The sequence below is a fragment of the Glycomyces sp. NPDC050141 genome, from assembly GCF_055586545.1.
In genome coordinates this window covers 1-24,408 of the sequence record NZ_JBVJHZ010000052.1, presented here as the reverse complement: position 1 = coordinate 24,408, position 24,408 = coordinate 1, and the positions used below count along the sequence as shown (strand labels likewise).

Here is a 24,408-nt window from a genome sequence, read left to right as displayed (position 1 = left end):
TTGCTCCTCTATGCGTTCCGCAGGAAGTCGTCCAAGACCCGCAACCCGAACTCCAGGCCCTCGACCGGGACCCGCTCGTCCACACCGTGCGCGAGCCGCCCGTACCCGAGCTCCGCCGTCTGCCCCAGCGGCGAGAACCCGTACCCGGTGATGCCGAGCTGCGCGAACTGCTTCGCGTCGGTCCCGCCGGACATGCAGAACGGCACCGGACGGCCCTCGGGGTCGAACTTCCGGACCGCCGCGCGCATCGCCGCGAACGCCGGCGAATCGACCGGCGCGGCCAGCGGCTGCGTGCGGTGCTGGTACTCCCAGCGCACGTCAGGGCCGCACAGCTCGTCCATCGTCGCCGCGAACTCGGCCTCGCCGCCCGGCACCACCCGGCCGTCCACTTCGGCATAGGCGTGCTCGGGGATCACGTTCACCTTGTACCCGGCCTGCAGGACCGTCGGGTTCGCGCTGTTGCGCAGCGTCGACTCGACCAGCTGCGCAGCAGGGCCGAGCTTCGCCATCAGCCCGTCGATGTCACCGAGGTCCGCTTCGACCCCGTACACCCCGGCGAGCTCCGTCAACGCCGCCGTCACCGTGGGCGTCAACCGCAGCGGCCACTCGTACGCGCCGATCCGCGCGATCGCGCCCGCGAGCTTGCTCACCGCGTTGTCCGGGTTGGCCTTCGAGCCGTGCCCGGCCGTCCCGCGCGCCGACAGCCGCAGCCACGCCGTGCCCCGCTCGCCCGCCCCGATCGGGTACAGCCGCAGCCCGTTCCCGCCGTGGAAGGTGAACCCGCCCGACTCCGAGACGCCCTCGGTGCAGTCCGCGAACAGGTCCGCGTGCGCGTCCGCGAGGTACCCCGCGCCGTACTCGGCGCTGGCCTCCTCATCGGCGGTGAACGCCACGACGACCGGCCGCCTCGGCTTCACCCCGGCCCGCGCCCATGACCGCACCGCCGCGAGGACCATCGCGTCCATCGACTTCATGTCGATCGCTCCACGGCCCCACAGCATCCCGTCGCGAATCTCGCCCGAGAACGGGTCGACACTCCAATCGGAGGCCTCGGCCGGGACCACGTCGAGGTGCCCGTGCACCAGCAGCGCCGGAGCGTCCGGGTCGGACCCCTCGATCCGCGCGACCACATTGGACCGATTGGGGGCCTTCTCCAGGATCTGCGCCTCGACGCCGACCTCGGCGAGCTTCGCCGCCGCGTACTCGGCCGCCTCCCGCTCGTTCCCGTCCCCGCCGCCATGATTGGTCGTATCGATCCGGATCAGCTCCGAAGTGAACCGCACGACCTCGTCAAGCGCCTGCGCATCAACCATATTGTTCTTCCATCGCTGCGGAGGCGATCGTCGTGACGGCCTTGAAGCACCGGATGGCCTCGTACATCGACGGGAGCTCGAGCGCGATCCGCCGCTCCCCGTCGCGCTCCACGCCAGGGATCACCGTGACGGCCCCGGCGAGGTGCTCGGCGTCGAACTCGACCTCGATCCGGTGTGGCTCGCGTACCGGCTCGCGCCGCCCGGCCAGGGCCACTGCCTCGGCCGCGCCTTTGCGGATCGCCCGCACTGCCCACTTCGGCGTCCGGCACGCTGCCGCGTACCTAGAGATGTAGTCCTTGACTGCGATGCCGACCGCCCTGGGCGCGTAGGCCTGCGCGTCCTCGATCGTCTTGTCGTCCCCGGTCACCATCACCACCGGCACCCCGAACTCGGCCGCGAGCGCCGCGTTCAACCGGCCTTCGCTGGCGCGCACCCCGTCGAGCCACACGCCCGTGATGGTGTTCGCCAGATAGGTGTGCGCGAGCACGCCCTCCAGGCCCGCCCCGGCGTGATACCCCAAGAACACCACCGCGTCGGCGTCCTGGACGCCCTCCATCATGGACAGTTCCTTGTGCCTGCCGCTGATGAGCGTCACGGGCCACTCGAACCGCTCGACCATCAGGTTCCGCATCGACCAGTGCGCGTCGTTCACGACCACCTCGCGCGCCCCGCCCCGGTGCAGGCCCTCGACCGCCGCGTTCACCTCGTCGGTGAACAGCGGCCGCATCCGCTCCCAGCCGGGCCCGCCCGGCAGCACATCGTCGGGGCAGGTGACACCCGTGGCGCCCTCCATGTCAGCGCTGACGAGGATTCTCACACCGCCATCCTCGCATCCTCGCGCGAATGCCGGTCGAGATGGCACGCGACCAGATGCGGTTGTGCCTCGGGCCCAAGGATCTTCAAATCCTCACCCGTGCACTGGTGCAGGACCGCGGCGGCGTTGCCGGCCGCGACCTCCTGGCAGCGCGGCCGGAACCGGCACCCGCCCGGGATCTTCGACGCGTCAGGCAGCTCCCCGGCGAGCACGATCGGCTCCGCCACAGGGGACCCTGCTTCTGAAAACCGTGGAAGCACCGACACGAGCGCCCGCGTGTACGGGTGCCTAGGGGCCGTGAGCACCTGCTCGACCGGGCCCTGCTCCACGATCCGACCCAGGTACATGATCGCGATCCGGTCCGCGATGCTCCACGCCAGACCCAGGTCGTGCGTGATCACCAGCGCCCCGAGCCCCTGCTCCTCCTTGAGACGCAACAGCAAAGACAGGATCTCGCCGCGCACTGACGCATCGAGCGACGCCACCGGCTCGTCCGCGACCAGCAGACTCGGCTGCAGCACCAGCGCCCCCGCGATCACCACCCGCTGGCGCTGGCCGCCCGAGAGCTCATGCGGGTACGCCAGGAAGAACTGCTCAGGCGGCCGCAGGCCCGCCCGCGACAGCGCTTCAGCGACCCGGCCCGGCTCATCGTCGTGGATCCCGTGGATGCGCAAGCCCTCGGCGACCGCGTCGTACACCGTGTGGCGCGGGTTCAGCGCGCCCGTCGGGTCCTGCAGCACCAGCTGCACCTGCCGCCGGTAGGCCTTCAGCGCCCGCGTCGAGTACCGCAACGGCACGCCGTCGAACGCCACCGTCCCTCCCGTGGCCCGCTCCAGACCGAGCAGCGTCCGCGCCAGTGTGGTCTTGCCGCAACCGGACTCGCCCGCCAGCGCCACGATCTCGCCCGGCGCCACGTCGAGGTCCACCCCGTCCACGGCCCGCGCGACCCGCCCGCCGGGCAGACCGAACTCGACCCGCAGGCCCCGGGCCGTCAGCGTCTTCTCCTCAGAGGACAACGGGCATCCCTTCCTGCGCAACGAAACAAGCACTCGCACGTGCCGGGCCGACCTCGAGCAGTTCGGGAGGTGCCTCGCCGCACCGCTCGACCGCCACCGCGCACCGCGGCCGGAACGAGCAGCCGTCCGGCAGCCGCACCGGGTCCGGCGGGTCGCCCGCCAGCCCGCCCGGGTTCATGCGCGCGGCCGGGTCCCCGATCACCGGGAACGCCGCCCCCAGCGCCGCCGAATAGGGGTGCCGCGCGTCCGCGAACACCTCGTGCGCCGGGCCTTCCTCGACGATCCGGCCCGCGTACATCACCGCCGCCCGTTCGCACACCGAGGACAGCACGGACAGGTCGTGGCTGATCATCACCAGGCCCACGCCCCGCTCGGTGACGAGGTCCGAGATCAACTGCAGCACTTGTGCCTGCACCATCACGTCCAGAGCCGTCGTCGCCTCGTCGGCGATGATCAGGTCCGGGTCGCACGCGAGCGCCATCGCGATCATGACACGCTGCCGTTGCCCGCCCGAGAGCTCGTGCGGGTAGCTGCGCGCCCGCGACGGCGGCAGTCCGACCCGCTCCAGCAGCGCCTCCGCGCGTTTCGCGGCCGCGGCGGGGGTCGTCTTCGGCTTGTGCACGAGGATCGGCTCCGCGATCTGCCTCCCAATGCGCTGCACCGCGTTCAGCGAGTGCATCGCGCCCTGGAACACGATCGACGCGCCCGTCCACCGCACCGCCCTGAGCCGCCCCCACCCCATCTTCAGCAGGTCCTCGCCGTCGAGCAGGATCTCCCCGCTCACCTCGGCGCTCTTCGGCAGCAGCCTGAGCACCGCCATCGCCAGTGTGGACTTCCCGCACCCCGACTCCCCGGCGATGCCCAGCGTCTCCCCGGCGTCCACGGTCAGATCAACGCCCCGCACGGCCGGAAGCCGCCCGCGCGAACCGTTGTACGTGACCCGCAGGTCCTTGAACTCCAAGAGCACTACGACTCACCCCGCAGCCTCGGGTTGAACACGGCCTCCAGCGCCCGGCCGCACATCATGAACGCCAGCACCACCACGAGGATCGCCAGGCCCGGCGGCAGCAGGTACCACCACGCGTGCGCCGAGACCGCGCCGTTCTCCGAGGCCCGGTTGAGGATCGACCCCCACGACACGACGCCCGGGTCGCCCAGGCCCAGCCACGCGAGCGAGGACTCCATGAGGATCGCCGAGGGCACCAGCAGGGTGGCGCTGGCGAGGACGAGCGGGAGCACGTTGGGAAGGATGTGCTTGGTCATCTGGTGCCAGTGCCCGGCGCCGAGTGCTTTGGCGCGCTCCAGGTACGGGCGCGACTGCACCGTGAGCGTCTGGGCGCGAACGAGTCTGGTCGTGCCGGGCCAGGAGACGAGGGCGATCACAGTGATCGTGGTGGCCATGCTGCGGCCGAGCACGGCGAGCAGCGCGATGGCGACGACGAGGCTGGGCAGCACCATGAACCAGTCGGAGAGGCGCAGCGCGATCCACCCGTACCAGCCGCCGATGTGGCCGCTGGTGACGCCGACGGCGGTGCCGATGACGATGGCGACCACGGTGGCCGTGAGGCCGATCATGAGCGACAGGCGCGAGCCCCAGACAGTGAGCGCGAGGATGGAGCGGCCGGTCTCGTCGGTGCCGAGCGGGTATTCGAGGCTCGGCGGGGCCATGCGCCCGCCGGTGGCGCGGGTGACGCTGAGCGCCGACTCGTCGATGAGGACGGGCGCCGCGATCGCGAGGATCACGATGGCGCCCAACAGGACCAGGCCGATCATGCCGGTGCGCTGCGAGCGGTAGGCGGCCCAGGACCGGGTGAAGGACTGCCGCCGCCGAGCCCATCGGAGGGCGCGCGGTGAAAGTGTAGTCGTGCTCGTCATGACCTGCGGATTCTGGGATCGATGAACCAGTAGAGGATCTCGGCGCACAGCACGGCGAGGATGGTGGAGCTGGAGAACAGCACGAACAGCGCCTGCAACACGGGCCGGTCCGGGTAGAAGATCGCGTTCACGAACAGGGTCCCGAGGCCGGGCCAGCTGAAGACGGTCTCGGTGACGATGGAGCCGTTGACGACCCCGCCGAGTGCGAGGAACACGAGCGTCACGGTGGGCAGGAGCGCGTTCGGCACGGCGTGCTTCTTGCGCACGTCGTCGTCCTTCAAGCCTTTGGCGCGGGCGGTGGTGAGGTAGTCGCTGCCGAGTTCGTCCAGAATGGACGACCGCATGATCATGAGGTACCCCGCGTACACCACCGCCGTATAGGTCAGCACCGGCAGCACCAGGTGGTAGCCGATGTCGAGGGCCTGCGACCAGAAGTCCGGCGGCGTGCTCGGCGAGCGCATCCCGTTGACGGGGAACAGCCCCAGGTACCGCGCGAAGACCAGGATCACGATCATCCCGAGCCAGAACGTGGGCGCCGAGTACAGCACGAGCCCGGTCGCGACCTGGCCCTTGTCGAACCGGCTGCCCTGCTTCCAGCCCGTGCGCGTCCCGATCCAGAACCCGAGCACGACGGCGAGCACCATGCCGGTGCCCGAGAGCAGGAGCGTGGCGGGCAGGCGTTCCACGATGAGGTCGAAGATCGGCCGCCGGTACTGGAACGACTCGCCGAGGTCCATAGTGAGCGTCCCGGCGATGTAGTCCCAGAACTGCTGCCACATCGGCCGGTCGAGCCCCAGTTCGGCGCGCATCGCGGCCCGCTGCTCGGGCGAGACCGGGCGCTCCTTCGTGAGCTGGTCGATCGGGTCCCCGGCGATGAGCCGGAAGATGAAGAACGAGGAGAACAGCACCAGCAGCAGCGAGACGGCCGCGCCGCCGACGTGCTTGAGCAGGTACCGCCCGAAGCCGCTTGAACTCCGCTTTTCAACTGCGCGGCTTGAGCGCCCCGCGGACGGGGCTTCGGTCGAAGCCCCGTCCGCGGGTACAGCACTATCGGTCATTCGCGCTCGTCAGCCGTCTTCTTGCGCCGCAGCGCGAAGACCACCGCGGCGGCCGCGATCACGACGGCTCCGGCCGCGACCGCGATCCAGACGCCCATCGGGACCCCGCCCGACTCCTCGGCCCCGGCGGGCTGCGCCGAGGCGTACGCCCACGTGAAGCCCTGCTGGCCGGTGAACATGCCCCCGGTCGGCTGCGAGACCATGCCGGTGACCCGGTCGTGGTTGTACGCCTCCATGACGTTCTGGTAGTACAGCCAGATCACGGGTGCGTCGGTGTAGAGCAGCTCCTGCTGGCGCTTGACGAGCTCCGCGCGGGCGGCCGGGTCGGACTCGACCTTCTGCTGCTCGTGCAGCTGGTCGAACTCGGCGTTGCAGTAGGAGTTCTCGCTCGACCGCTCCGAGCCGTCCGTCAGCGTCGGCAGCACCGCGCACGTGTGCATGCCCAGCTGCTCGGTCGGGTTCGGGCCCACGCCCCAGCCGGAGAACGCGATGTCGAACTCGCCCAGGTAGGCGAGGTCGTTCAGCGTGCCCTGCTCGATGGCCTTCGCCTCGACCGCGATGCCCAGCTCGGCCCACCACTCGGTCACGAACTCGACCACAGTGGCGTACGCGGTGTTGTCGGCGTGGTGGTAGAACCGGAAGTTCAGCGGCTCGCCGCCGCCGGGCATCGTCCGGATGCCGTCCTCGCCCCGCGCGTAACCGGCCTCGTCGAGCAGCCGGTTCGCCTCGGCGATGTCGAACTGCACCAGGGCGTCCCCGCCGTCCCAGTGCCACTGGTCGAAGATCGAGGGGATCAGCGAGGTCGCCGGGGTGCCGCTGCCCGCGAGCACGGTGTCCACGAGGGCCTGCTTGTCGATCGCGGTGTGCAGCGCCTGGCGCACCACCGGGTCCTTGAGCGCGGGGTGCCCGTCGCCGAACTCGGTGCCGTCCTGCGTGACGGTGCCGTGGTTGATCGTGAGCGACACGTACCGGCGGCCCTGCACGTCGTTCGTGGTCACATGCTCCTGCGCCGCGAGCGACTTGATCTGGGCGGGGTTCAGGCCGCCCTGCATCCCGGAGCCGACGATGTCGACCTCGCCCGCTTCGAGCGCGGCCACGGCCGCGTCCGTCTCCAGGTAGTACGTGTAGACGACCTCGTCGAAGCCCGGCGCGCCCTCCCAGTACTCCTCGTTGGCGTCCAGTCGGATGAACTCGTCGGTCTGGTACTCGGCGACCTGGAACGGGCCGGAGCCGACCAGCGGCAGCTGGTTCGCGTCGTCGGCCGACGGGTCCGGGTAGGTCGACCAGATGTGCTCGGGGACGATGTAGACCTCGCGGCTGAGCACCTCCGCCGGGGCGGGCGACGCCAGCTGGAGCACGAACGTCGACTCGTCGGGCGCCTCGGCGCTGACCAGGTTCGCGGCGAAGTCGATGTTCCAGTCGCGGATCGCCTGGTTCTCGATGAGCAGGCCGTACGTGTAGGCCACGTCGTTGGCCGTGAGCGGTTCGCCGTCCGACCAGACGGCGCCCTCGCGGATCTTGAAGGTCCACGTCAGACCGTCCGCGGACTCCTCCCACTCGGTCGCCAGGCCCGGCACGGGCTCGTAGTTCTCGGCGCTCATGCGCACCAGCGTCTCGTACGTCATCATGCTGGTCTCGTAGGTGATCACGAACCGCCGCTTGAACGGGTTGAACGTGTCCACCTCCTGGTTCGTGGCGATCCGGAGGCTGTCGGTCTCGTCCTCCTGGGCGGCGGCACCGGGCGCGGCCACCGCGAGCGCGCCGGCCGAGAGGGCCAGCGCGGCGACGGCGGAGAGGCACCGCCGTATCAGGGCATGGGGATTCATGGGGTGCAAGTCCTCGCATTCGGTTCCAGAGCGCTCCGGCGGACGCGCCGCCGGTCCTCGGTGTACCGACCAGAATGACGGAACACTTCTTGAGTTGTCAATGAAGTGAAGAAAGTTTTCATTGCTGCAACATGATACGACCCGGTCACCGCGAACCCGGTAAACCGGACTCGCATTTCGACTAGATTCATGTCACTACTCGCAGTGACGTGGAGGTCGCAGTGTGGCACTGGCTGTCTGACGCGCTTGTCGCACACCCCGAGATAGCGATCTTCCTGGCACTGGGCCTCGGTTTCTTCGTCGGGAAGCTCAAGATCAAGGGCATCGCCCTCGGCCCGGTCACCGGCACCCTCCTCTCCGGCGTCCTCGTCGGCATCGTGTTCGACGGGATCGACATCCCCGACCTCGTCAAGACCGTCGCGTTCGTGGCGTTCCTGTTCGCCCTCGGCTACAACGTCGGCCCGCAGTTCTTCGCCGGGCTCCGCGGCGACGGCGTCAAGCAGGTCATCCTCGCCGTCATCAACTGCGTCTTCGGGCTGATCGTGGTCATCGTCCTGGCCAAGGCCCTCGGCTACGGCCCCGGCTGGGGCGCCGGGCTCCTCGCGGGCGGGCTCACCCAGTCCGCCGTCATCGGTGTCGCCGACTCCGCCATCGCCGCCCTGCCCGGCCTCAGCGCCGCCGACGTCAAGGAGATGGAGTCGCAAGTGGCCGTCGGCTACGCCGTCTGCTACCTCTTCGGCACCGCCGCCGCCGCGTTCTTCCTCTCCACCATCGCGCCCAAGATGCTCGGTTCCAGGAGTCTCGCCGCCGACGCCCACGAGATGGAGCAGCGCCTCGGCGTCGCCAAGGAGCCCGGCATCGGCAAGGCCTACTACTCGGTCGTGCGCCGCGCCTTCCGCGTCAACCAAGGTGAGATCGTCGGCCGCACCGTCGCCGAACTGGAAGCGCGCGCCGTCGAACTGGGCCACCGCGTCATGTTCCACGACCTCCGCCGGGACGGGCAGGTCGCGCCCGTCCAGCGCGACACCGCCCTCCAGGCAGGCGACGTGGTCACCCTCGCCGCCCGCCGCCCCGACCTCGTCGCGCTCGACGTCGACCGGTGGGGCGAAGAGGTCGACGACGAGAACCTGCTCGCGTACTCGATCGAGACGCTCGACATCGTCATCACCAAGAAGGCCCTGGTAGGCATGACGATCGGGGACGCGTTCGCCGAGCACGCCCCGCGCCTGTTCGTCACCAAGCTGGTGCGCGGCGGCCAGGAACTCCCGTGGAGCGACGCCACCGAGATCCACCGCGGCGACGAGATCACCGTCCAGGGCGGCAAAGAGGAGGTCGAGGCCGTCGTCGGCGACCTCGGCTACCCCAACCGCACCAAGGACGCCACCGACATGAGCTACGTCGGCTTCGGCATCGTCGTCGGCGCGCTCATCGGCGTCCCCACGATCGCGGTGGCCGGGGCCGATATCGGCCTCACCACTTCGGGCGGCGCGCTCATCATGGGCCTCGTTTTCGGCTGGCTGCGCGCCAAGTCGCCCACGTTCGGGCAGTTCCCGCCCGCCGCGAACTGGATGCTCTCCACCGGCGGCCTGTGCATGTTCGTCGGGATCGTCGGCATCATGGCCGGGCCCGACTTCGTCTCCGGCGTCAAGGAAGAGGGCCTCAGCCTGGTCCTCGCCGGGCTCGTCGTCACGCTCCTGCCGATGCTCCTGACCATGTACCTCGCCAAGTGGCTGTTCAAGATCCCGGTCCCGGTGAACCTCGGCGTCGTCGCCGGAGCGAACACCACGACCGCGTCCATCGGCGCCATCACCGACACCGCGAAGAGTCAGATCCCGGTCCTCGGCTACACGATCCCGTACGCCATCGGCAACGTCCTGCTCACGATCTGGGGCGCGGTCATCGTGGCCGTCCTCGCTTGACCCAACGGAAGGGAACCACCATGTCCAAGGTCGACCGCGACGAAGAGAAGCGCCTCGAAGGGCTCAGCCCCTTCGAGCTGAAGAACCGGCTCATCGAGCTGGCCGGCGAGAACGAGCGTGCGAACGCCCTCGCCATGGTCAACGCCGGACGCGGCAACCCCAACTGGACGGCCACCGCCCCGCGCGAGGCGTTCTTCCTCCTCGGCCAGTTCGCGGTCACCGAGACCCGCCGCGACTGGGACGAGTTCGAGGGCCTCGGCGGGATGCCGCAGGCCGACGGCATCGCCGAACGCCTCGACGCCTACCTCAAGGCCAACGCGAGCGCCCCCGGCGCGTCCGCCCTCGCCTCCTATGTGGCCCACGGCGTCGACCGGCTCGGCTTCGACCCGGACGCATGGGTCGGCGAACTCGCGGACGCGATCATCGGCGACCACTACCCGGTGCCCGACCGGATGCTCGTCCACGCCGAGCAGGTCGTGCACGCCTACCTCGATGCCGAGATGGGCGGCGCCCCCGAGGGCGGATGGGACCTCTACGCGGTCGAGGGCGGCACCGCCGCCATGTGCTACCTCTTCGACTCCGCGCAGGTCAACGGCCTCCTGAACCAGGGCGACCGGGTCGCGATCATGGTCCCGATCTTCACGCCCTACCTGGAGATCCCGCTCCTGGAACGCTACGCCTTCGACATCGTGGAGCTCGAGGCCTCGCGCAAGACCGACGAGGGCATCCACACCTGGCAGTACCCGGACGAGGAGATCGACAAGCTGAAGGACCCGTCGATCAAGGCGCTGTTCCTCGTCAACCCGTCCAACCCGCCGTCGGTGAAGCTCGCCGAGGCCACGCTGGAGCGCATCCGGGACATCGTCGCGAACGACAACCCGGGCCTGACGATCATCACCGACGACGTATACGGCACTTTCACCAACGGCTTCAGGTCGCTCATGTCGAGCCAGTCCGCCAACACCGTCGGCGTGTACTCGTTCTCGAAGTACTTCGGCTGCACCGGTTGGCGCCTCGGCGTCATCGCCGTCGCCCGCAAGAACGCCTTCGACTCTGCGCTAGCGGCGCTCCCGGCCGAGAAGACCGCTGCGCTCAACGAGCGGTACTCCTCGATCACGCTGGAGCCCTGGAAGCTCAAGTTCATCGACCGGATCGTGGCCGACTCGCGGGACGTGGCGCTCAACCACACGGCGGGCCTGTCGACCCCGCAGCAGGTGCAGATGGTCCTGTTCTCGCTGCACTGCCTCACCGACGCCGACGACGCGTACAAGCGCGACTGCCAGGCCGTCATCGCCCGCCGCCTCAAGGCCCTCGTCGAAGGCCTCGACGTGCCGTACCCGACCGACCCGGAGGCCGCGAACTACTACGTGGAGCTCGACCTCCTCAACTGGGCCGAACGCAACTGGGGCGCCGCGTTCGCGGACTGGATGCAGTCCACCTACGAGCCGGTCGACCCGATCTTCCGCCTCGCCGAGGAGGAGTCGGTGGTCCTGCTCAACGGCGGCGGCTTCGACGGCCCCGAGTGGTCGGTGCGGGTGAGCCTCGCGAACCTGCGCATGGACGCGTACAAGCGGATCGGGGCGGCGCTGCGCAAGATCGGCGACGACTACCACGCGGAGTTCGAGAAGCAGCAGCGTTAACGGGGGAGCCGAAGATGGACTGGATCAAGGAAACACTCTCGGACACGCCCGAGATCGCGCTGTTCGTCTGCCTCGCACTCGGCTTCGCGGTCGGCAAGGTGCGGGTCTGGAAGATATCCCTGGGCGGCGTGGCGGGCACCCTCGTGGTGGCGATCCTCGTGGGCATGCTCGGCGACATCCAGTTGAACGACCAGGTCAAGCAGATCGCCTTCGCCCTGTTCATCTTCACGCTCGGCTACATCTCGGGGCCCACTTTCGTTGCGAGCCTGAACCGCAAGAGCCTCAAGTTCGCCACGTTCACCGTCATCGAGGTCGTCTCGGTCCTGGTGATCACGGCCGCCGCGATCCTCATCATGAACCTCGACGTGGGCACCGCCGCGGGCCTGCTCGCGGGCGGCGCCACCGAGTCGGCCGCGGTCGGCACGGCCACCGACGCGATCGGCCGCCTCGACCTGCCCGCCGACCAGATCGAGACCCTGCAGAACAATGTGGGCACCGCGTACTCGATCTCGTACATCTGCGGCCTGATCACGATCGTGCTGCTGTCGAGCCAGTTCTTCCCGCTCATCATGCGCATCAACCTCCGCGAGGAGGCCGCGAAGATGTGGAGGAAGCTCGGCGGCACCACCGACGAGGACACCGCGGCCCCGGCCGCCCCCGCCGTCGTCGGCCGCGAATACCAGGTCACGGTGGCCGCGGGCCGCACTGTCGCCGAACTCCAGGCGGACCTCGGCGACGCCACCGTCGAACAGGTCTCCCGCGACGGCGCGACCGTGCCGCTCGCCCCCGACCTGGAACTCGCACGCGGCGACCGCATCCTCGTCGTCGGCCGCCGCGAAGCGCTCGTCGGCTCCACCGGCGGGATCGGCACGGAGGTCGCCCTCGACGAGTCGATGGCGATGAGCCTCGACCTCGCCGACGTGGTCGTGACCCGCAAGGGCTACAAGGCCACCACGCTGGGGGAGATCCGCCGCGACTTCGCCGATGAGCGCCAGGGCGTGTTCCTCCAGAAGATCACCCGAGGCGACCACGACCTGCCGGTCAAGCCGTCCACGTTGATCCAGCACGGCGACACCGTGCGCCTGTCGGGCGCCTCGCGCGACCTGAACCGCGTCATCCCGATGGTCGGCTTCCGCATCGACCCCACCGTCAAGTTCGACATGGTGTTCATCGCCGTCGGCGTCGTGCTGGGCTTCCTCATCGGCTTGCTGGTGTGGACGGTCGGGACGATCCCGCTGACCCTCGGCACCGGCGGCGGCTGCCTCCTCGCGGGCCTCCTGTTCGGCTGGATCCGCTCGAAGCGGCCCACGTTCGGCCAGTACGACTCCGGAGCGGCCGAGGTCATCAAGACCCTCGGCCTCGCCGTGTTCATCTGCGCCGTCGGGCTCTCCTCGGGCCCGCAGGCGGTCGAGCTCGTGAAGGAGTTCGGTGTGGGCCTGCCGATCGCGGGCGTGGCCATGACCGCGATCCCGGCGTTCATCTCGCTGTTCGTGGCCTGGAAGGTCATGAAGCTCCCGGCGCCGCTCGTGCTCGGCTCGGTCACCGGCCAGCAGTGCTCGACGCCCGGCGTCACCGCCGTGCAGCAGGCGGCGGGCAACGCGACGCCGCTCATGGCCTACACGATCGTCTACGCCTTCTCGAACGTCGTCCTGCCGCTGCTCGGCCCGATCGTCGTGGCGATGGCGCACAGTATGGGGGCGTGAGCGCGCCGCCCTCCGCAGAGGGCGGCGCAGCCGCTACAGGCGCCAGGTCCCGTTGGTGTTCAGCAGGATCGAGTACACCGAGTCGGTGGCGGTGATGAACAGGCGGTTGCGCTTCGGGCCGCCGAACACCAGGTTCGACACGGACGGCTGCGGGACCGGCAGCGTCGCGAGGTGCGTGCCGTCAGGGTCGAAGCAGTACACGTCCGCCGCGGCGGCCCAGACCCGGCCCTCGATGTCGACCCGCAGGCCGTCGAAGTTCCCGCCCGGGGACTCGGCGAACACCTCGCCGCCGCTGAGCTTCCCGCCCTCCACATCGAACTTCCGGATGTGGCCGCCGCGCGTGTCGGCGATGTACAGCACCGACTCGTCGGGGGAGAACGCCAGCCCGTTGGGCCGCTCGAAGTCGTCGGCGACCCGCTCCACGGTCCCCGAGGGATCGATCCGGTACACGTGGCAGCCGTCGATCTCCGGTTCGGACCGGTGCCCTTCGTAGTCGCTGGTGATCCCGTACGGCGGGTCGGTGAACCAGACCGCGCCGTCGCTGGAGACCACGACGTCGTTGGGGCTGTTGAACCGCTTGCCCCCGAAGCGGTCGGCCAGCACCGTGACCGAGCCGTCGAGCTCGGTGCGCTCGACGCGCCGCTCCCCGTGCGAGCACGAGACGAGCCGCCCCTGCCGGTCGAGGGTGTGCCCGTTCGTGTAGCCGGCGGGGGAGCGGAAGACGCTGACCGAGCCGTCGGTCTCGTCCCAGCGCATGATGCGGTCGTTCGGGATGTCGCTGAACAGCAGGTACTTTCCCGAAGGCACGTAGACCGGGCCCTCGGTCCAGCGCCCGCCGGAGAACAGGCATTCGAGGTAGTCGTCGCCCGCGACCGCGAAGCGCGCGTCGAACTTTCGGAAACCCACCGGAGCATTGTGCATAGAAACTCCTCGATATAGCCTGTTCGTGTGATCGTGCACAGTCTTCGCATGACCACCTGGTGCGGCCCAGGGCCGCACTCACGTTAGCCGAACCGAAGGCGGGCCGGGTCCGACCCGGCCGCCGCTATGAGACGGGAAACGAAACATGGGACCGGCACTCCCCAATACGCGCAGACGCCTGCGCGCCGCGATCGCCGCCACGGCGGTGGCCGTCGTCGGCGCGGGCGCGACGGCGTTCACCCTGATGTCGGCCGAGGCCGCCACCACCGGCTGCGAGGTCGACTACCAGGTCACCGCCCAGTGGCCCGGCGGCTTCAACGCCAATGTGGAGATCACGAACCTCGGCGACACCGCCGTCGACCCGTGGAAGCTCGAATGGGACTTCCCCGGCACGCAGCAGATCGGCAACGCCTGGAACACCACCGCGACCCAGTCCGGCGCGCACGTCACCGCCCTCGCCGTGGAGTACAACAAGCGGATCGCCGCCGCCGCTTCGACCAGCTTCGGCTTCAGCGGCACCTTCACCGGCAGCACCAACGCGGTGCCTTCTGCGTTCAAGCTCAACGGGGTCGCCTGCACCGGCGACACCGGCCCCTCGCCCACGAACCCGCCCACGAACGTCACCGCCTCGCCCACCGAGGTGCCGACGGGCGGCCCCGGCCAGGACGAGTGGAACCCGCCCTCGAACCTCGTCCAGCCCCTCAACGAGGTCTGGGCGCACGTCGAGGACACGTACAACCTGGACTTCCGCAACTTCGGCTGGGACCAGATCATGGCCACCGGAGGCAAGATCAACTACTGCGTCCGCTGGGACTCCGCGAACTCGGTGACCCTGCAGACCCGCGACGCGATCGAGGCGAAGCTCCAGCAGCAGTACGACGTCTGGTTCGACCAGATGGCGGGCTGGACCGACTTCCCGTTCGACCAGATCGAGGTCAACGTGGTCGGCTGGGCCGCTAGGGACCGCAACCTCCTGCAGTGGTCGGACACCGCGGTCGACGTCTACATCGGCGACATCCGCGAGGACGCCCCGCAGTGCTCCGAGGCCTGCGGGCGGTTCTTCCACCAGGACGGCAACTACTCCCAGTGCCCGGGCGGCGCTGCGCGCCACTACGACCAGAGCCTGTGGCTGACCCAGGGCATGGGCGGCGGCGCGGGCGGCGACTGGGGCCAGCGCATGGGCCAGGAGTACTTCGTGAACTCGTTGAACTCCAGCCAGATCACGATCTACCTGCACGAGCTCGGCCACACCTTCGGACTCGACGACTTCTACGACTGGACGCCGACGGGCCAGTGCTGCTTCATCATGAACGCGGGCTCGTCCTCCACGGTCACCGAGTTCGACGTGTGGATGCTGCGCGACTGGTGGCGCCACCTCAAGAGCCGCTACGGCTACTAGCTAACCCGTGAGACGACGGCGGCGGACCGCATGGTCCGCCGCCGTTCGCGCGCCCCGAATCCTCCATAAGGCGGACACGGTTGGTCGGCAACAGCCGATAGCGTTTAGCATTGTCGAACGCGGCTAAACCAGGTTGGGGTTGCCGACGACGGGAACGGAGGCGCGCGGATGGCCAAGAACATCCAGTCGCTGGAGCGCGCGGCGGCCATGCTGCGGCTGCTCGCGGGCGGCGAGCGGCGCCTCGGCCTGTCGGACATCGCCTCCTCCCTCGGCCTGGCGAAGGCCACGGCCCACGGCATCCTGCGGACCCTCCAGCACGAGGGCTTCGTCGAGCAGGACCCCGGCTCGGGCCGCTACCAGCTCGGCGCGGAACTGCTGCGCCTGGGCACCACGTACCTCGACGTCCACGAGCTGCGGGCGCGCGCCCTGGTGTGGACGGACGACCTGGCCCGCTCCTCGGGCGAGGCGGTCTACCTCGGTGTGCTGCACCAGCATGGCGTGCTCGTCGTCCACCACGTCTTCCGCCCCGACGACAGCCGCCAGGTGCTCGAGGTGGGCGCGATGCAGCCGCTGCACTCGACGGCCCTGGGCAAGGTCCTCGCCGCGACCGACCCGGTCGCGCACGCCGAGCTCGTGGACGCCAAGCGCGAGCCGTTCACGGCCCGCACGGTGACCGAGCTCGACGAGATCGAGCGCGCGCTGGACCTGACCCGCGCGCAGGGCTACGCCGTCGACAACGAGGAGACCCTGGAAGGGGTCGCCGCGGTGGCGGCCCCGATCTACGACCGGCGCCGCCTCGCGGTCGGCGCGGTCGGCATTACCGGCGCCGTCGAGCGGGTCTGCCGGGACGGCGAACTGCGCCCGGAGCTAGTCGCCGCCGTGCGCGACACGGCCCGCTCCGTCTCGCGCGATCTCGGGGCCAAACCCTTCTAGCGTTTCGTCCGATTTCGCCACATTTCTGCGCCACCCGTGTGACCCTGGTATGCCTGTCTTGCAGGCGTTTCGGGTGTTTCACAAATGGAGGTGTGACGACGATCACATAATACTTGACGCACCGGTAATGAAGGAGAACACTTTCGTACATCGGTCGGCATTGTCGAACACCTAACGGCTTCGGTGTTCGCGCCGCCTTCCGTGTCGAACAAGCCCTTCCAACGAGGTCGAAGCCCCCGGTGACGGCCTCGGACGCAGACAAAGGAGTCGGTGTGTCCAACTCAGACATCATCCTCGGCGAGGTCCTCGGCACCGCGGTGCTGATCCTCCTCGGCGCGGGCGTGTGCGCCGCCGTCACGCTCAAGAAGTCCAAGGCCCAGAACGCGGGCTGGCTCTCCATCGCGTTCGGGTGGGGCTTCGCGGTCCTCACCGCCGCCTACATCGCCGCCCCCATCTCGGGCGCCCACCTCAACCCCGCCGTCACCCTCGGCCTCGCCGTCCAGGGCGCCACCCCGTGGGACCAGGTCCCGGTCTACATCGTCTCCCAGATCGCTGGCGCCCTCCTCGGCGCGATCCTCGCCTGGGTCGCCTACTACGGCCAGTTCGGCGCCCACATGGCCGACCTCGCCCACCAGAAGGACGCCGTCGAAGGCGCCAAGGACGCCAAGGCCGGACCGGTCCTCGGCATCTTCTCCACCGGCCCCGAGGTCCGCAACAGCGCCCAGAACCTCCTCACCGAGATCATCGCGACCTTCGTGCTCGTCTTCGCGATCCTCACCCAGGGCCTCAACGACGCGGGCAACGGCCTCGGCACCCTCGGCGTCCTGATCACCTCGCTCGTCGTGGTCAGCATCGGCCTCTCCCTCGGCGGCCCCACCGGCTACGCCATCAACCCGGCCCGCGACCTCGGCCCCCGCATCGCCCACGCGATCCTGCCCATCAAGCACAAGGGCCGCTCCGACTGGGGCTACGCCTGGATTCCCGTCGCGGGCCCCGTCGTCGGCGGCGTCCTCGCCGGTCTCCTCTACAACGTTGCCCTCGGGTAGCGATGAGGACACAATCGACGTATCCCTCGCCGACTCCCACCACGACAACGACGTTCTGGAGCGAACCATGACCGACACGCACACCGGCCCGTTCATCGCGGCCATCGACCAGGGCACCACCTCCTCGCGGTGCATCATCTTCGACCGCGACGGCCGCATCGTCGCCGTCGACCAGAAAGAGCACGAGCAGATCTTCCCCAAGCCCGGCTGGGTCGAGCACGACGCCGCCGAGATCTGGAAGAACGTGCAGGACGTCGTGGCCGGGGCCATGGTCAAGGCCGGGGCCTCCCGCGAGGACATCCTCTCGATCGGCATCACCAACCAGCGCGAGACCACCATGCTGTGGGACAAGAAGACCGGCAAGCCCGTCCACAACGCCATCGTCTGGCAGGACACCCGCACCGACGTCCTCTGCAAGAAGCTCGGCGGGGACATCGGCCAGGACCGCTGGCGCCGCGAGACCGGCCTGCCGCTGGCCGCCTACTTCGCCGGACCCAAGATCGCCTGGCTCCTCGACAACGTCGAGGGCCTGCGCGAGCGCGCCGAGAACGGCGAACTCCTCTTCGGCACCATGGACTCCTGGGTCATCTGGAACCTCACCGGCGGCGTCAACGGCGGCGTGCACGTCACCGACGTCACCAACGCCTCCCGCACCCTCCTCATGAACCTCGAGGACCTGAGCTGGAACGAGGCGATCGCCGCCGAGATGGGCGTGCCCATGCAGGTGCTCCCCGAGATCCGCTCCTCCTCCGAGGTCTACGGCACCGTCACCGGCGGCCCCCTCGGCGGGCTCCTCGCGGGCGTCCCCGTGGCCTCCGCCCTCGGCGACCAGCAGGCCGCCCTCTTCGGACAGACCTGCTTCGCCACCGGTGAAGCGAAGTCCACCTACGGCACCGGCACGTTCATGCTCATGAACACCGGCGAGAAGCTCATCCACTCCGAGTCCGGGCTCCTCACCACCGTCGGCTACCGCATCGGCGAGCAGGACCCGGTCTACGCCCTCGAAGGCTCGATCGCCGTCACCGGCTCGCTCGTCCAGTGGATGCGCGACCAGATGGGGCTCATCAAGACCGCGGCCGAGATCGAGACCCTCGCGATGTCGGTGGAGGACAACGGCGGCGCCTACTTCGTCCCCGCGTTCTCCGGGCTCTTCGCCCCCTACTGGCGCTCCGACGCGCGCGGCGTCATCGCCGGGCTCACCCGGTACGTCACCAAGGCCCACATCGCCCGCGCCGTCCTCGAAGCCACCGCCTGGCAGACCCGCGAGATCACCGACGCCATGACGAAGGACTCCGGCGTCGAGCTCTCCGCGCTCAAGGTCGACGGCGGCATGACCTCCAACAACCTCCTCATGCAGTTCCTCGCGGACGTGCTCGACGCCCCCGTCGTGCGCCCCATGGTCGCCGAGACCACGTGCCTCGGCGCCGCCTACGCCGCGGGCCTCGCGGTCGGGTTCTGGGAGAACGTCGAGGACCTGCGCGCCAACTGGCGGCGCGCCGCCGAATGGACGCCCGACATGGACCCCGAGGTCCGCGACCGGGAATACAAGAACTGGCTCAAGGCCGTCGAGCGGACCATGGGCTGGCAGGACGAGTAGGGAGCAACGCGATGACCACCTTGCAGCACGTCTCCGGCCCGGAGGCGAACCCGACCGGCCCCGTTCGCTTCGTTGCGAACGTCGGCCGAGCCGAAGCACGCGAGCAGCTGGGGAACGCCACGTTCGACCTGCTCGTCATCGGCGGCGGCATCCTGGGCATCTCCACGGCCTGGCACGCCGCCCAGTCGGGGCTGCGGGTGGCCCTCGTGGACGCCGGCGACTTCGCCGGCGCCACCTCCTCCGCCTCCTCCAAGCTCCTCCACGGCGGCCTGCGCTACCTGCAGACCGGCGCGGTCAAGCTCGTGGCGGAGAACCACTTCGAACGCCGCGCCGTCACCCGCCAGGTCGCGCCGCACCTGTCCCGCCCGCTCAAGTTCTACCTGCCCGTCTACAAGGGAGGGCCGCACGGCGCGGCCAAGCTCGGTGCGGGCGTCTTCGCCTACTCCGCGCTCTCCGGCTTCGGCGACGGCGTCGGCCACCTGCTCAGCCCCGCCAAGGCCCGCGCGGCCGTGCCGGAGCTGCGCGTCAAGGACCTCAAGGCGGTCGCCGTCTACGGCGACAGCCAGATGAACGACTCCCGCATGGCCCTCATGACCACCCGCGCGGCGGTCGAGGCGGGCGCGAGCGTCCTCAACTACGCCGAGGTCACCGGCCTGCGCTTCACTGACGGCCGCGTCACCGGCGCCGACCTGCGCGACAAAGTGGACGGCACCGAGTTCGGCGTGAACGCCCACGTCGTCCTCAACGCCACCGGCCCGTGGGTCGACCACCTGCGCCGCATGGAGAACCCGGCCGCCGACCCGTCGATCCGGCTCTCCAAGGGCACGCACCTGGTGCTCAAGCGCACCGCCGACTGGGGCGCGGCGCTGGCGACACCCGTGGACAAGTACCGCATCACGTTCGCGCTGCCGTGGGAGGACATGCTCCTGCTCGGCACGACGGACGAGGACTACGAGGGCGACCCGGGCCAGGTCTCGCCCACGAAGGCCGACTTCAAGCAGATCCTCGACGAGGCCAGCATCTCGGTGCGCGCGGCGCAGCTCAAGCCCGAGCTCATCACGTACGCGTTCGCGGGGCTCCGGGTCCTGCCGGGCGGGCCCGGCTCGACCGCGAAGGCCAAGCGGGAGACCGTGGTGACCGAGGGTCGCGGCGGGATGCTTTCGGTGGCGGGCGGCAAGTGGACCACGTTCCGCCACATCGGACGGACCGTGATGAAGAAGCTCGCGGCCCTGCCCGGGTACTCGCTCGGCTCGGAGATGGAGCCGATGGCGAACCTGCCGCACCGGCTGCCGCTGCCGGGCATCGCGAACCCGCACGCGGTCGAGCACCGGCTCCTCTCCGACGGCGGCGCGCCGCTGCCGGACCTCGGCGAGGATACTGCGAAGCACCTTGCGACGCACTACGGTTCGCTCGCGTTCGACATCGCCCGCCTCGCGGGGGAGCACCCGGAGCTGGCCGAGCGCGTCCACCCGGACGCGCCGGAGATCATGGCCCAGGTCGTCTACGCCCGCGACGTCGAGTGGGCCCACTCCGCCGACGACGTCCTGCGCCGCCGCACCACCCTGATGATCCGAGGCCTCGACACCCCCGAGGTGCGGGCCAAGGTCCAAGGGCTGCTCGACCGAAATTAATAGAGGGAGTGGCGGAGACGGGATCTGAGGGGTTCCCGTCTCCGCCTTTTTCGCTGTCGTACCCCCGTGCCATAGTGGATTCGGGGGGTCCCAGGGTGTCCGTTTTGAAGGCTAGAGCCGGAAATACCCGCTTACTCCCGGCCCGCGTCCGGGTGGATCGCAGTGAAGAGCGAGTACGGCTTCGCGTCAGGCCCCGGCTCGATCGCGGCCAGTTCGTCGAAGAGCACCTTGAACCTCCGGCTGACCTCCTCGTACTGCGACTCGTTGAGCCGCAGGCCGAGCCGTCCGATGTTCACCTTCGACGGGTCGCCCAGCTGCGCCACCTCGGTGCGGAACGCGTCCATCATCGCCGTCGACAGCTCCGACCAGTGCTCCTCGCCCAGCCGCAGCGCCCACGACTTCCGCGTCGCCAGGTACGGGATCTCCCGCGACCCGCGCGCGCCCACCCGCTCCTCCTGCGCCGCAAGGAACCCCGTGTCCACGAGCTTCCTCACGTGGTGCAGCACCGTCGCCGGGTTCGACTCGAGCCGCTGGGCGATCTCCTTGTTCGTCAGCGCCTGGTCGAGGCACAGCCGCAGGATGCGCAGCCGCACGGCCGACGCCACCGCCTTGGCCTCCGCCTCGGAGGCCAGCGGCCGGTCGTCCTTGAAACCCTCTGCCTTGCGCTGCTCTGCCACGCCCTCATCCTAGCGGCCAGAGTGATTGACAAAACCCAATTGATTGGGAATACTCAATCGCATGATCTCCCTCGGTTCCGGCCCCGTCGCGCCCGAAAAGCCTGACCGCCTCGGCCTCCTCCGCGAACACGACTTCCGCGGCCTCTTCCTCTCCACTACGGTCGCCCAGTTCGGCTACCAGATCACCTCGCTCGCCCTGCCGCTCGCCGCCGTCATCGCGCTCGACGTCAGCGAGTTCGAGGTCGGCGTCCTCTCCTCGATGACCATGGCCGCGTTCCTGCTCATCGGCCTCCCCGCGGGCGCGTGGATCGACCGCATGCGCCGCCGCCGCGTCCTCATCGTGAGCGACATCGTGCGCGCCGCAGTGCTCCTCACCGTCCCGCTCGCCTGGTGGGCCGACGTGCTCACCATCTGGCAGCTCTACGCGGTCGCGTTCACCATCGGCGTCTTCACCGTCTTCTTCGACGTCTCCTACCAGTCCTACCTGCCGCACCTCGTCGGCCGCGACAAGCTCGTGGAAGGCAACGCGAAGCTCGAGGTCGTGCGCTCGACCGCGCAGCTGGGCGGCCCGGTGCTCGCCGGGCAGCTCATCGGGTGGCTCACCGCGCCCGTCGCCCTCGCGTTCGACGCGGTCGCGATGGGCGCCTCCGCCCTGTTCCTCGTCGGCATCCGCCGCCGCGAGGCCAAACCCGAAGTCGCCCATGACGCCCGGATCATCCCCGAGATCAAGGAAGGCCTGGCCTTCGTCTTCCGCAACCGCATCCTGGCGTCCATCGTGGCCGCCACCAGCTGGTGGAACCTCTGGATGGGCGCCTACATGGCGATGGTCGTGGTCTTCCTGCCCCGCGACATGGGCATGACGCCCGGCGAGATCGGCCTGCTCTTCGCGGTCTTCGGCATCGGCGGCCTCGTCGGCGCGTTCGTCACCGGCCCGGTCACCGCCTGGCTCGGCGAGGGTCGAGCCATCTGGATCTCGACCCTCGCCACCTCACCGGGCCTGCTGCTCCTCCCCGCCGCCGAACCGGGGTGGCGCGTGTGGATCGCCGCGCTCGGCATGGGCCTCGTCGGCGTCGGCTCGGTCGTCTACAACGTCAACCAGGTCAGCTTCCGCCAGCGCCTCACCCCGGACCGCCTGCTGGGCCGCATGAACGCCACGGTCCGCTTCCTCGCCTGGGGCCTCAGCGCGGTCGGCGCGCTCATAGGCGGCGTCCTCGGCGAAACGGTCGGGGCGAGGGCCACGCTCTGGGTCGGCGCCATCGGCGTCTGCCTGGCGTTCCTCCCGGTGTTCTTCTCGCCGTTGCGGAACCTGCGCGACCTCCCGAAGCCGGAGCCCGAACCGGCCGCCGTCGCCTAGTTCTGGGCGTCGAAACCGGGGGAGTAGGCGTACTTGCCGCGCAGATCATCACGCCAGTTGGTGAGCTTGCGGAGCTGGAACGCGGATTCCCATCCGGGGTCCTGCGGTTCGACGCCGTACGGGGAGGCGGGCTCGAACCCGAAGCGGCCGTAGTAGTCCGGGCTGCCGAGGAGGATGATCATCGGCTCGTCCATGGCGTCGGCGGCCGCGATGGACGCGTGCATGAGGGCCGAGCCGATGCCCTTGCCGTGCAGGGCCGGGTCGACGCCGATCGGGCCGAGTCCGAGGATGCGCTCGTCGCCGAGGTTCCCGTACGAGCAGACTACGTGCCCGACCGGCTTGCCGTCGATCTCGGCCACGAGCGACAGCTGCGGCACCCAGTCTTCGCTGCCGCGCAGGGCGTCGACGATCGCCGCCTCCGTCCCGGAGGCGTAAGCGACCGTGGCGAAGGCGGCGTCGTGGATGGCGTGGATGAGGGGCGCGTCGCCCTCGGTCTCGCGTCGAATGATCGTCATCGGCCGAGTATCACAGCCGACCGGAACGCCCGCAACGTATTTACGTACCTCCCCGGTACGGAATAGGCCGGCGCCGCTTCGCGGGGCTCGTCACGTTCGGGGCCCGGGGCGGGTCAGTAGGGTTGAGCGGCCCTGAGCGGAGGTTGGGATGAGCGAGGATTTCTTTTTTGAGCACGGCCTGGTGCAGCGCTTCGAGGAGCACCGCGAGCACCTGCGGGCGGTCGCGCTGCGGATGCTCGGCAGTTCCGGTGAGGCGGACGACGCGGTGCAGGAGACGTGGATGCGGTTCGCCCGCACTGACACCGGCGACGTGGAGAACCTGCGCGGCTGGCTCACCACCGTCGTCTCACGGGTCTGCCTGAACCTGCTGCGCTCGCGCCGCACCCGCCGCGAGGACGCCCTCGACGCCGACCTCCCGCTGGCCGCAGGCCCCGGCGCCGGCGGCGACCCGGAGTCGGACGCGGTGATGGCCGACTCGGTCGGCCAGGCCCTGGAGGTGGTGATCGACGCGCTCGGCCCGGCCGAGCGCGTGGCGTTCGTGCTGCACGACCTGTTCGGCGTGCCCTTCGACCGCATCGCGCCGGTCCTGGACCGCACGACCGAGGCGACGCGCCAGCTCGCGAGCCGCGCCCGCAGGCGGGTGCGCGAGGGCCGGGCCCGGTCCGAGGCGGATCGCGATGCGCGCCAGCGCCAATCGGTTGTGGAAGCGTTCCTGGCCGCCGCCCGCGAGGGCCGTTTCGAGGACCTGCTGGCCGTGCTGGACCCGGGCATCGTCGTGGTCGCGGACGAGGACGCGGTAGCGACCGGCTTCTCCGGGCGCGAGGTCATCGGTGCTTCGGCCGTGGCCGCGATCTTCAACGGCCAGGCCAAGGACGCGATCACGGTGCTCGTAGACGGCCTCGCGGGCGCGATGTGGGCCCCGGGCGGGTCGCCGCGTTCGGTCCTGGCGTTCGCTGTAGTCGACGGCAAGGTCGCGAGCATCGCGATCATGAACGACCCCAAGACGATCGCCGACCTCGAACTCGCGGACCCCGGGAACTGAGGAGGCGGGGGGGGGGGGAGCCCCCCCCCCCCCCCCCCCCCCCCCCCCCCAAAACCCCCCCCCCCCCCCCCCACAACCCCCACACCCCCCCCCCCCCCCCCGCCACATTTTTTCCCTCGTCTGTCCCCC

20 protein-coding genes are annotated in these 24,408 nt (G+C 69.8%); 10 read left to right on the top strand and 10 right to left on the bottom strand.

The genetic code is table 11. The features are described 5' to 3' along the window. Positions 1 to 8: 8 nt before the first annotated feature. Genes ACZ60M_RS23125 through ACZ60M_RS23095 form a run of 7 tightly spaced genes read right to left on the bottom strand, consistent with a single transcriptional unit; the run spans position 9 to position 7,902 of the window. A complete protein-coding gene (locus ACZ60M_RS23125; RefSeq protein WP_465421239.1) occupies positions 9 to 1,313 on the bottom strand; it encodes a M20/M25/M40 family metallo-hydrolase in 1,305 nt (434 codons plus the stop codon). Further along, positions 1,306 to 2,130, bottom strand: coding sequence for a M55 family metallopeptidase (locus ACZ60M_RS23120; RefSeq protein WP_465421237.1), 825 nt, complete (start codon positions 2,128 to 2,130; stop codon positions 1,306 to 1,308). Before ACZ60M_RS23120 ends, ACZ60M_RS23125 begins: the two co-directional genes overlap by 8 nt. Then, complete coding sequence (locus ACZ60M_RS23115) at positions 2,127 to 3,182, bottom strand: ABC transporter ATP-binding protein (protein WP_465421235.1); 1,056 nt, start codon at positions 3,180 to 3,182, stop codon at positions 2,127 to 2,129. Before ACZ60M_RS23115 ends, ACZ60M_RS23120 begins: the two co-directional genes overlap by 4 nt. Next, positions 3,133 to 4,110: an ABC transporter ATP-binding protein gene (locus ACZ60M_RS23110; protein ID WP_465421233.1), complete on the bottom strand. Its 978-nt coding sequence runs from the start codon at positions 4,108 to 4,110 to the stop codon at positions 3,133 to 3,135. Before ACZ60M_RS23110 ends, ACZ60M_RS23115 begins: the two co-directional genes overlap by 50 nt. After that, positions 4,110 to 5,018, bottom strand: a complete 909-nt coding sequence (locus ACZ60M_RS23105; RefSeq protein ID WP_465421231.1) for an ABC transporter permease — start codon at positions 5,016 to 5,018, stop codon at positions 4,110 to 4,112. The genes ACZ60M_RS23110 and ACZ60M_RS23105 overlap by 1 nt, the downstream gene beginning before the upstream one ends. Continuing rightward, the gene (locus ACZ60M_RS23100; RefSeq protein WP_465421229.1) at positions 5,015 to 6,076 is read right to left on the bottom strand and encodes an ABC transporter permease; all 1,062 of its coding nucleotides are present in this window, start codon (positions 6,074 to 6,076) and stop codon (positions 5,015 to 5,017) included. The genes ACZ60M_RS23105 and ACZ60M_RS23100 overlap by 4 nt, the downstream gene beginning before the upstream one ends. Beyond that, positions 6,073 to 7,902, bottom strand: a complete 1,830-nt coding sequence (locus tag ACZ60M_RS23095) for an ABC transporter substrate-binding protein (RefSeq protein ID WP_465421227.1) — start codon at positions 7,900 to 7,902, stop codon at positions 6,073 to 6,075. The genes ACZ60M_RS23100 and ACZ60M_RS23095 overlap by 4 nt, the downstream gene beginning before the upstream one ends. A gap of 209 nt (positions 7,903 to 8,111) precedes the next feature. Here ACZ60M_RS23095 and aspT (ACZ60M_RS23090) point away from each other — a divergent pair, with 209 nt between their 5' ends. From aspT (ACZ60M_RS23090) to aspT (ACZ60M_RS23080), 3 genes are read left to right on the top strand one after another with little or no spacing between them, the layout of a single operon-like run. Continuing rightward, positions 8,112 to 9,821 (top strand): aspartate-alanine antiporter, encoded by a 1,710-nt coding sequence (aspT, locus tag ACZ60M_RS23090; RefSeq protein ID WP_465421225.1) that lies wholly within the window; start codon positions 8,112 to 8,114, stop codon positions 9,819 to 9,821. Positions 9,822 to 9,841: 20 nt separating this feature from the next. Further along, the gene (locus ACZ60M_RS23085) at positions 9,842 to 11,461 is read left to right on the top strand and encodes a bifunctional aspartate transaminase/aspartate 4-decarboxylase (protein WP_465421224.1); all 1,620 of its coding nucleotides are present in this window, start codon (positions 9,842 to 9,844) and stop codon (positions 11,459 to 11,461) included. A 14-nt stretch (positions 11,462 to 11,475) separates the two neighbouring features. Beyond that, positions 11,476 to 13,164, top strand: coding sequence for an aspartate-alanine antiporter (gene aspT / locus ACZ60M_RS23080; RefSeq protein ID WP_465421223.1), 1,689 nt, complete (start codon positions 11,476 to 11,478; stop codon positions 13,162 to 13,164). 33 nt (positions 13,165 to 13,197) lie between these two features. Here aspT (ACZ60M_RS23080) and ACZ60M_RS23075 read toward each other — a convergent pair whose 3' ends face one another. Next, positions 13,198 to 14,085, bottom strand: a complete 888-nt coding sequence (locus ACZ60M_RS23075; RefSeq protein ID WP_465421222.1) for an SMP-30/gluconolactonase/LRE family protein — start codon at positions 14,083 to 14,085, stop codon at positions 13,198 to 13,200. A gap of 145 nt (positions 14,086 to 14,230) precedes the next feature. Here ACZ60M_RS23075 and ACZ60M_RS23070 point away from each other — a divergent pair, with 145 nt between their 5' ends. The 5 genes from ACZ60M_RS23070 (at position 14,231) to ACZ60M_RS23050 (ending at position 20,691) form a co-directional block, all read left to right on the top strand. Then, positions 14,231 to 15,484, top strand: coding sequence for a cellulose-binding domain-containing protein (locus ACZ60M_RS23070; protein ID WP_465421220.1), 1,254 nt, complete (start codon positions 14,231 to 14,233; stop codon positions 15,482 to 15,484). A 168-nt stretch (positions 15,485 to 15,652) separates the two neighbouring features. After that, a complete protein-coding gene (locus ACZ60M_RS23065) occupies positions 15,653 to 16,417 on the top strand; it encodes an IclR family transcriptional regulator (RefSeq protein ID WP_465421218.1) in 765 nt (254 codons plus the stop codon). A 272-nt stretch (positions 16,418 to 16,689) separates the two neighbouring features. After that, complete coding sequence (locus tag ACZ60M_RS23060; RefSeq protein ID WP_465421216.1) at positions 16,690 to 17,463, top strand: MIP/aquaporin family protein; 774 nt, start codon at positions 16,690 to 16,692, stop codon at positions 17,461 to 17,463. Positions 17,464 to 17,530: 67 nt separating this feature from the next. Beyond that, a complete protein-coding gene (gene glpK / locus ACZ60M_RS23055; protein ID WP_465421214.1) occupies positions 17,531 to 19,060 on the top strand; it encodes a glycerol kinase GlpK in 1,530 nt (509 codons plus the stop codon). An 11-nt stretch (positions 19,061 to 19,071) separates the two neighbouring features. After that, complete coding sequence (locus ACZ60M_RS23050; RefSeq protein ID WP_465421212.1) at positions 19,072 to 20,691, top strand: glycerol-3-phosphate dehydrogenase/oxidase; 1,620 nt, start codon at positions 19,072 to 19,074, stop codon at positions 20,689 to 20,691. 131 nt (positions 20,692 to 20,822) lie between these two features. Here the strand turns inward: ACZ60M_RS23050 and ACZ60M_RS23045 are convergent, their stop codons facing one another. Beyond that, positions 20,823 to 21,368: an ArsR/SmtB family transcription factor gene (locus tag ACZ60M_RS23045; protein ID WP_465421210.1), complete on the bottom strand. Its 546-nt coding sequence runs from the start codon at positions 21,366 to 21,368 to the stop codon at positions 20,823 to 20,825. Between the two features lie 61 nt (positions 21,369 to 21,429). On the opposite strand from ACZ60M_RS23045, the gene ACZ60M_RS23040 reads away from it, so the two are divergent. Then, positions 21,430 to 22,722, top strand: a complete 1,293-nt coding sequence (locus ACZ60M_RS23040) for an MFS transporter (RefSeq protein ID WP_465421208.1) — start codon at positions 21,430 to 21,432, stop codon at positions 22,720 to 22,722. Here the strand turns inward: ACZ60M_RS23040 and ACZ60M_RS23035 are convergent. Beyond that, entirely contained in the window at positions 22,719 to 23,237 is a 519-nt protein-coding gene (locus tag ACZ60M_RS23035; protein ID WP_465421206.1) for a GNAT family N-acetyltransferase, read from the bottom strand. The genes ACZ60M_RS23040 and ACZ60M_RS23035 overlap by 4 nt on opposite strands. Positions 23,238 to 23,385: 148 nt before the next feature. Here ACZ60M_RS23035 and ACZ60M_RS23030 point away from each other — a divergent pair, with 148 nt between their 5' ends. Further along, complete coding sequence (locus tag ACZ60M_RS23030) at positions 23,386 to 24,279, top strand: sigma-70 family RNA polymerase sigma factor (RefSeq protein ID WP_465421204.1); 894 nt, start codon at positions 23,386 to 23,388, stop codon at positions 24,277 to 24,279. Positions 24,280 to 24,408 lie beyond the last annotated feature (129 nt).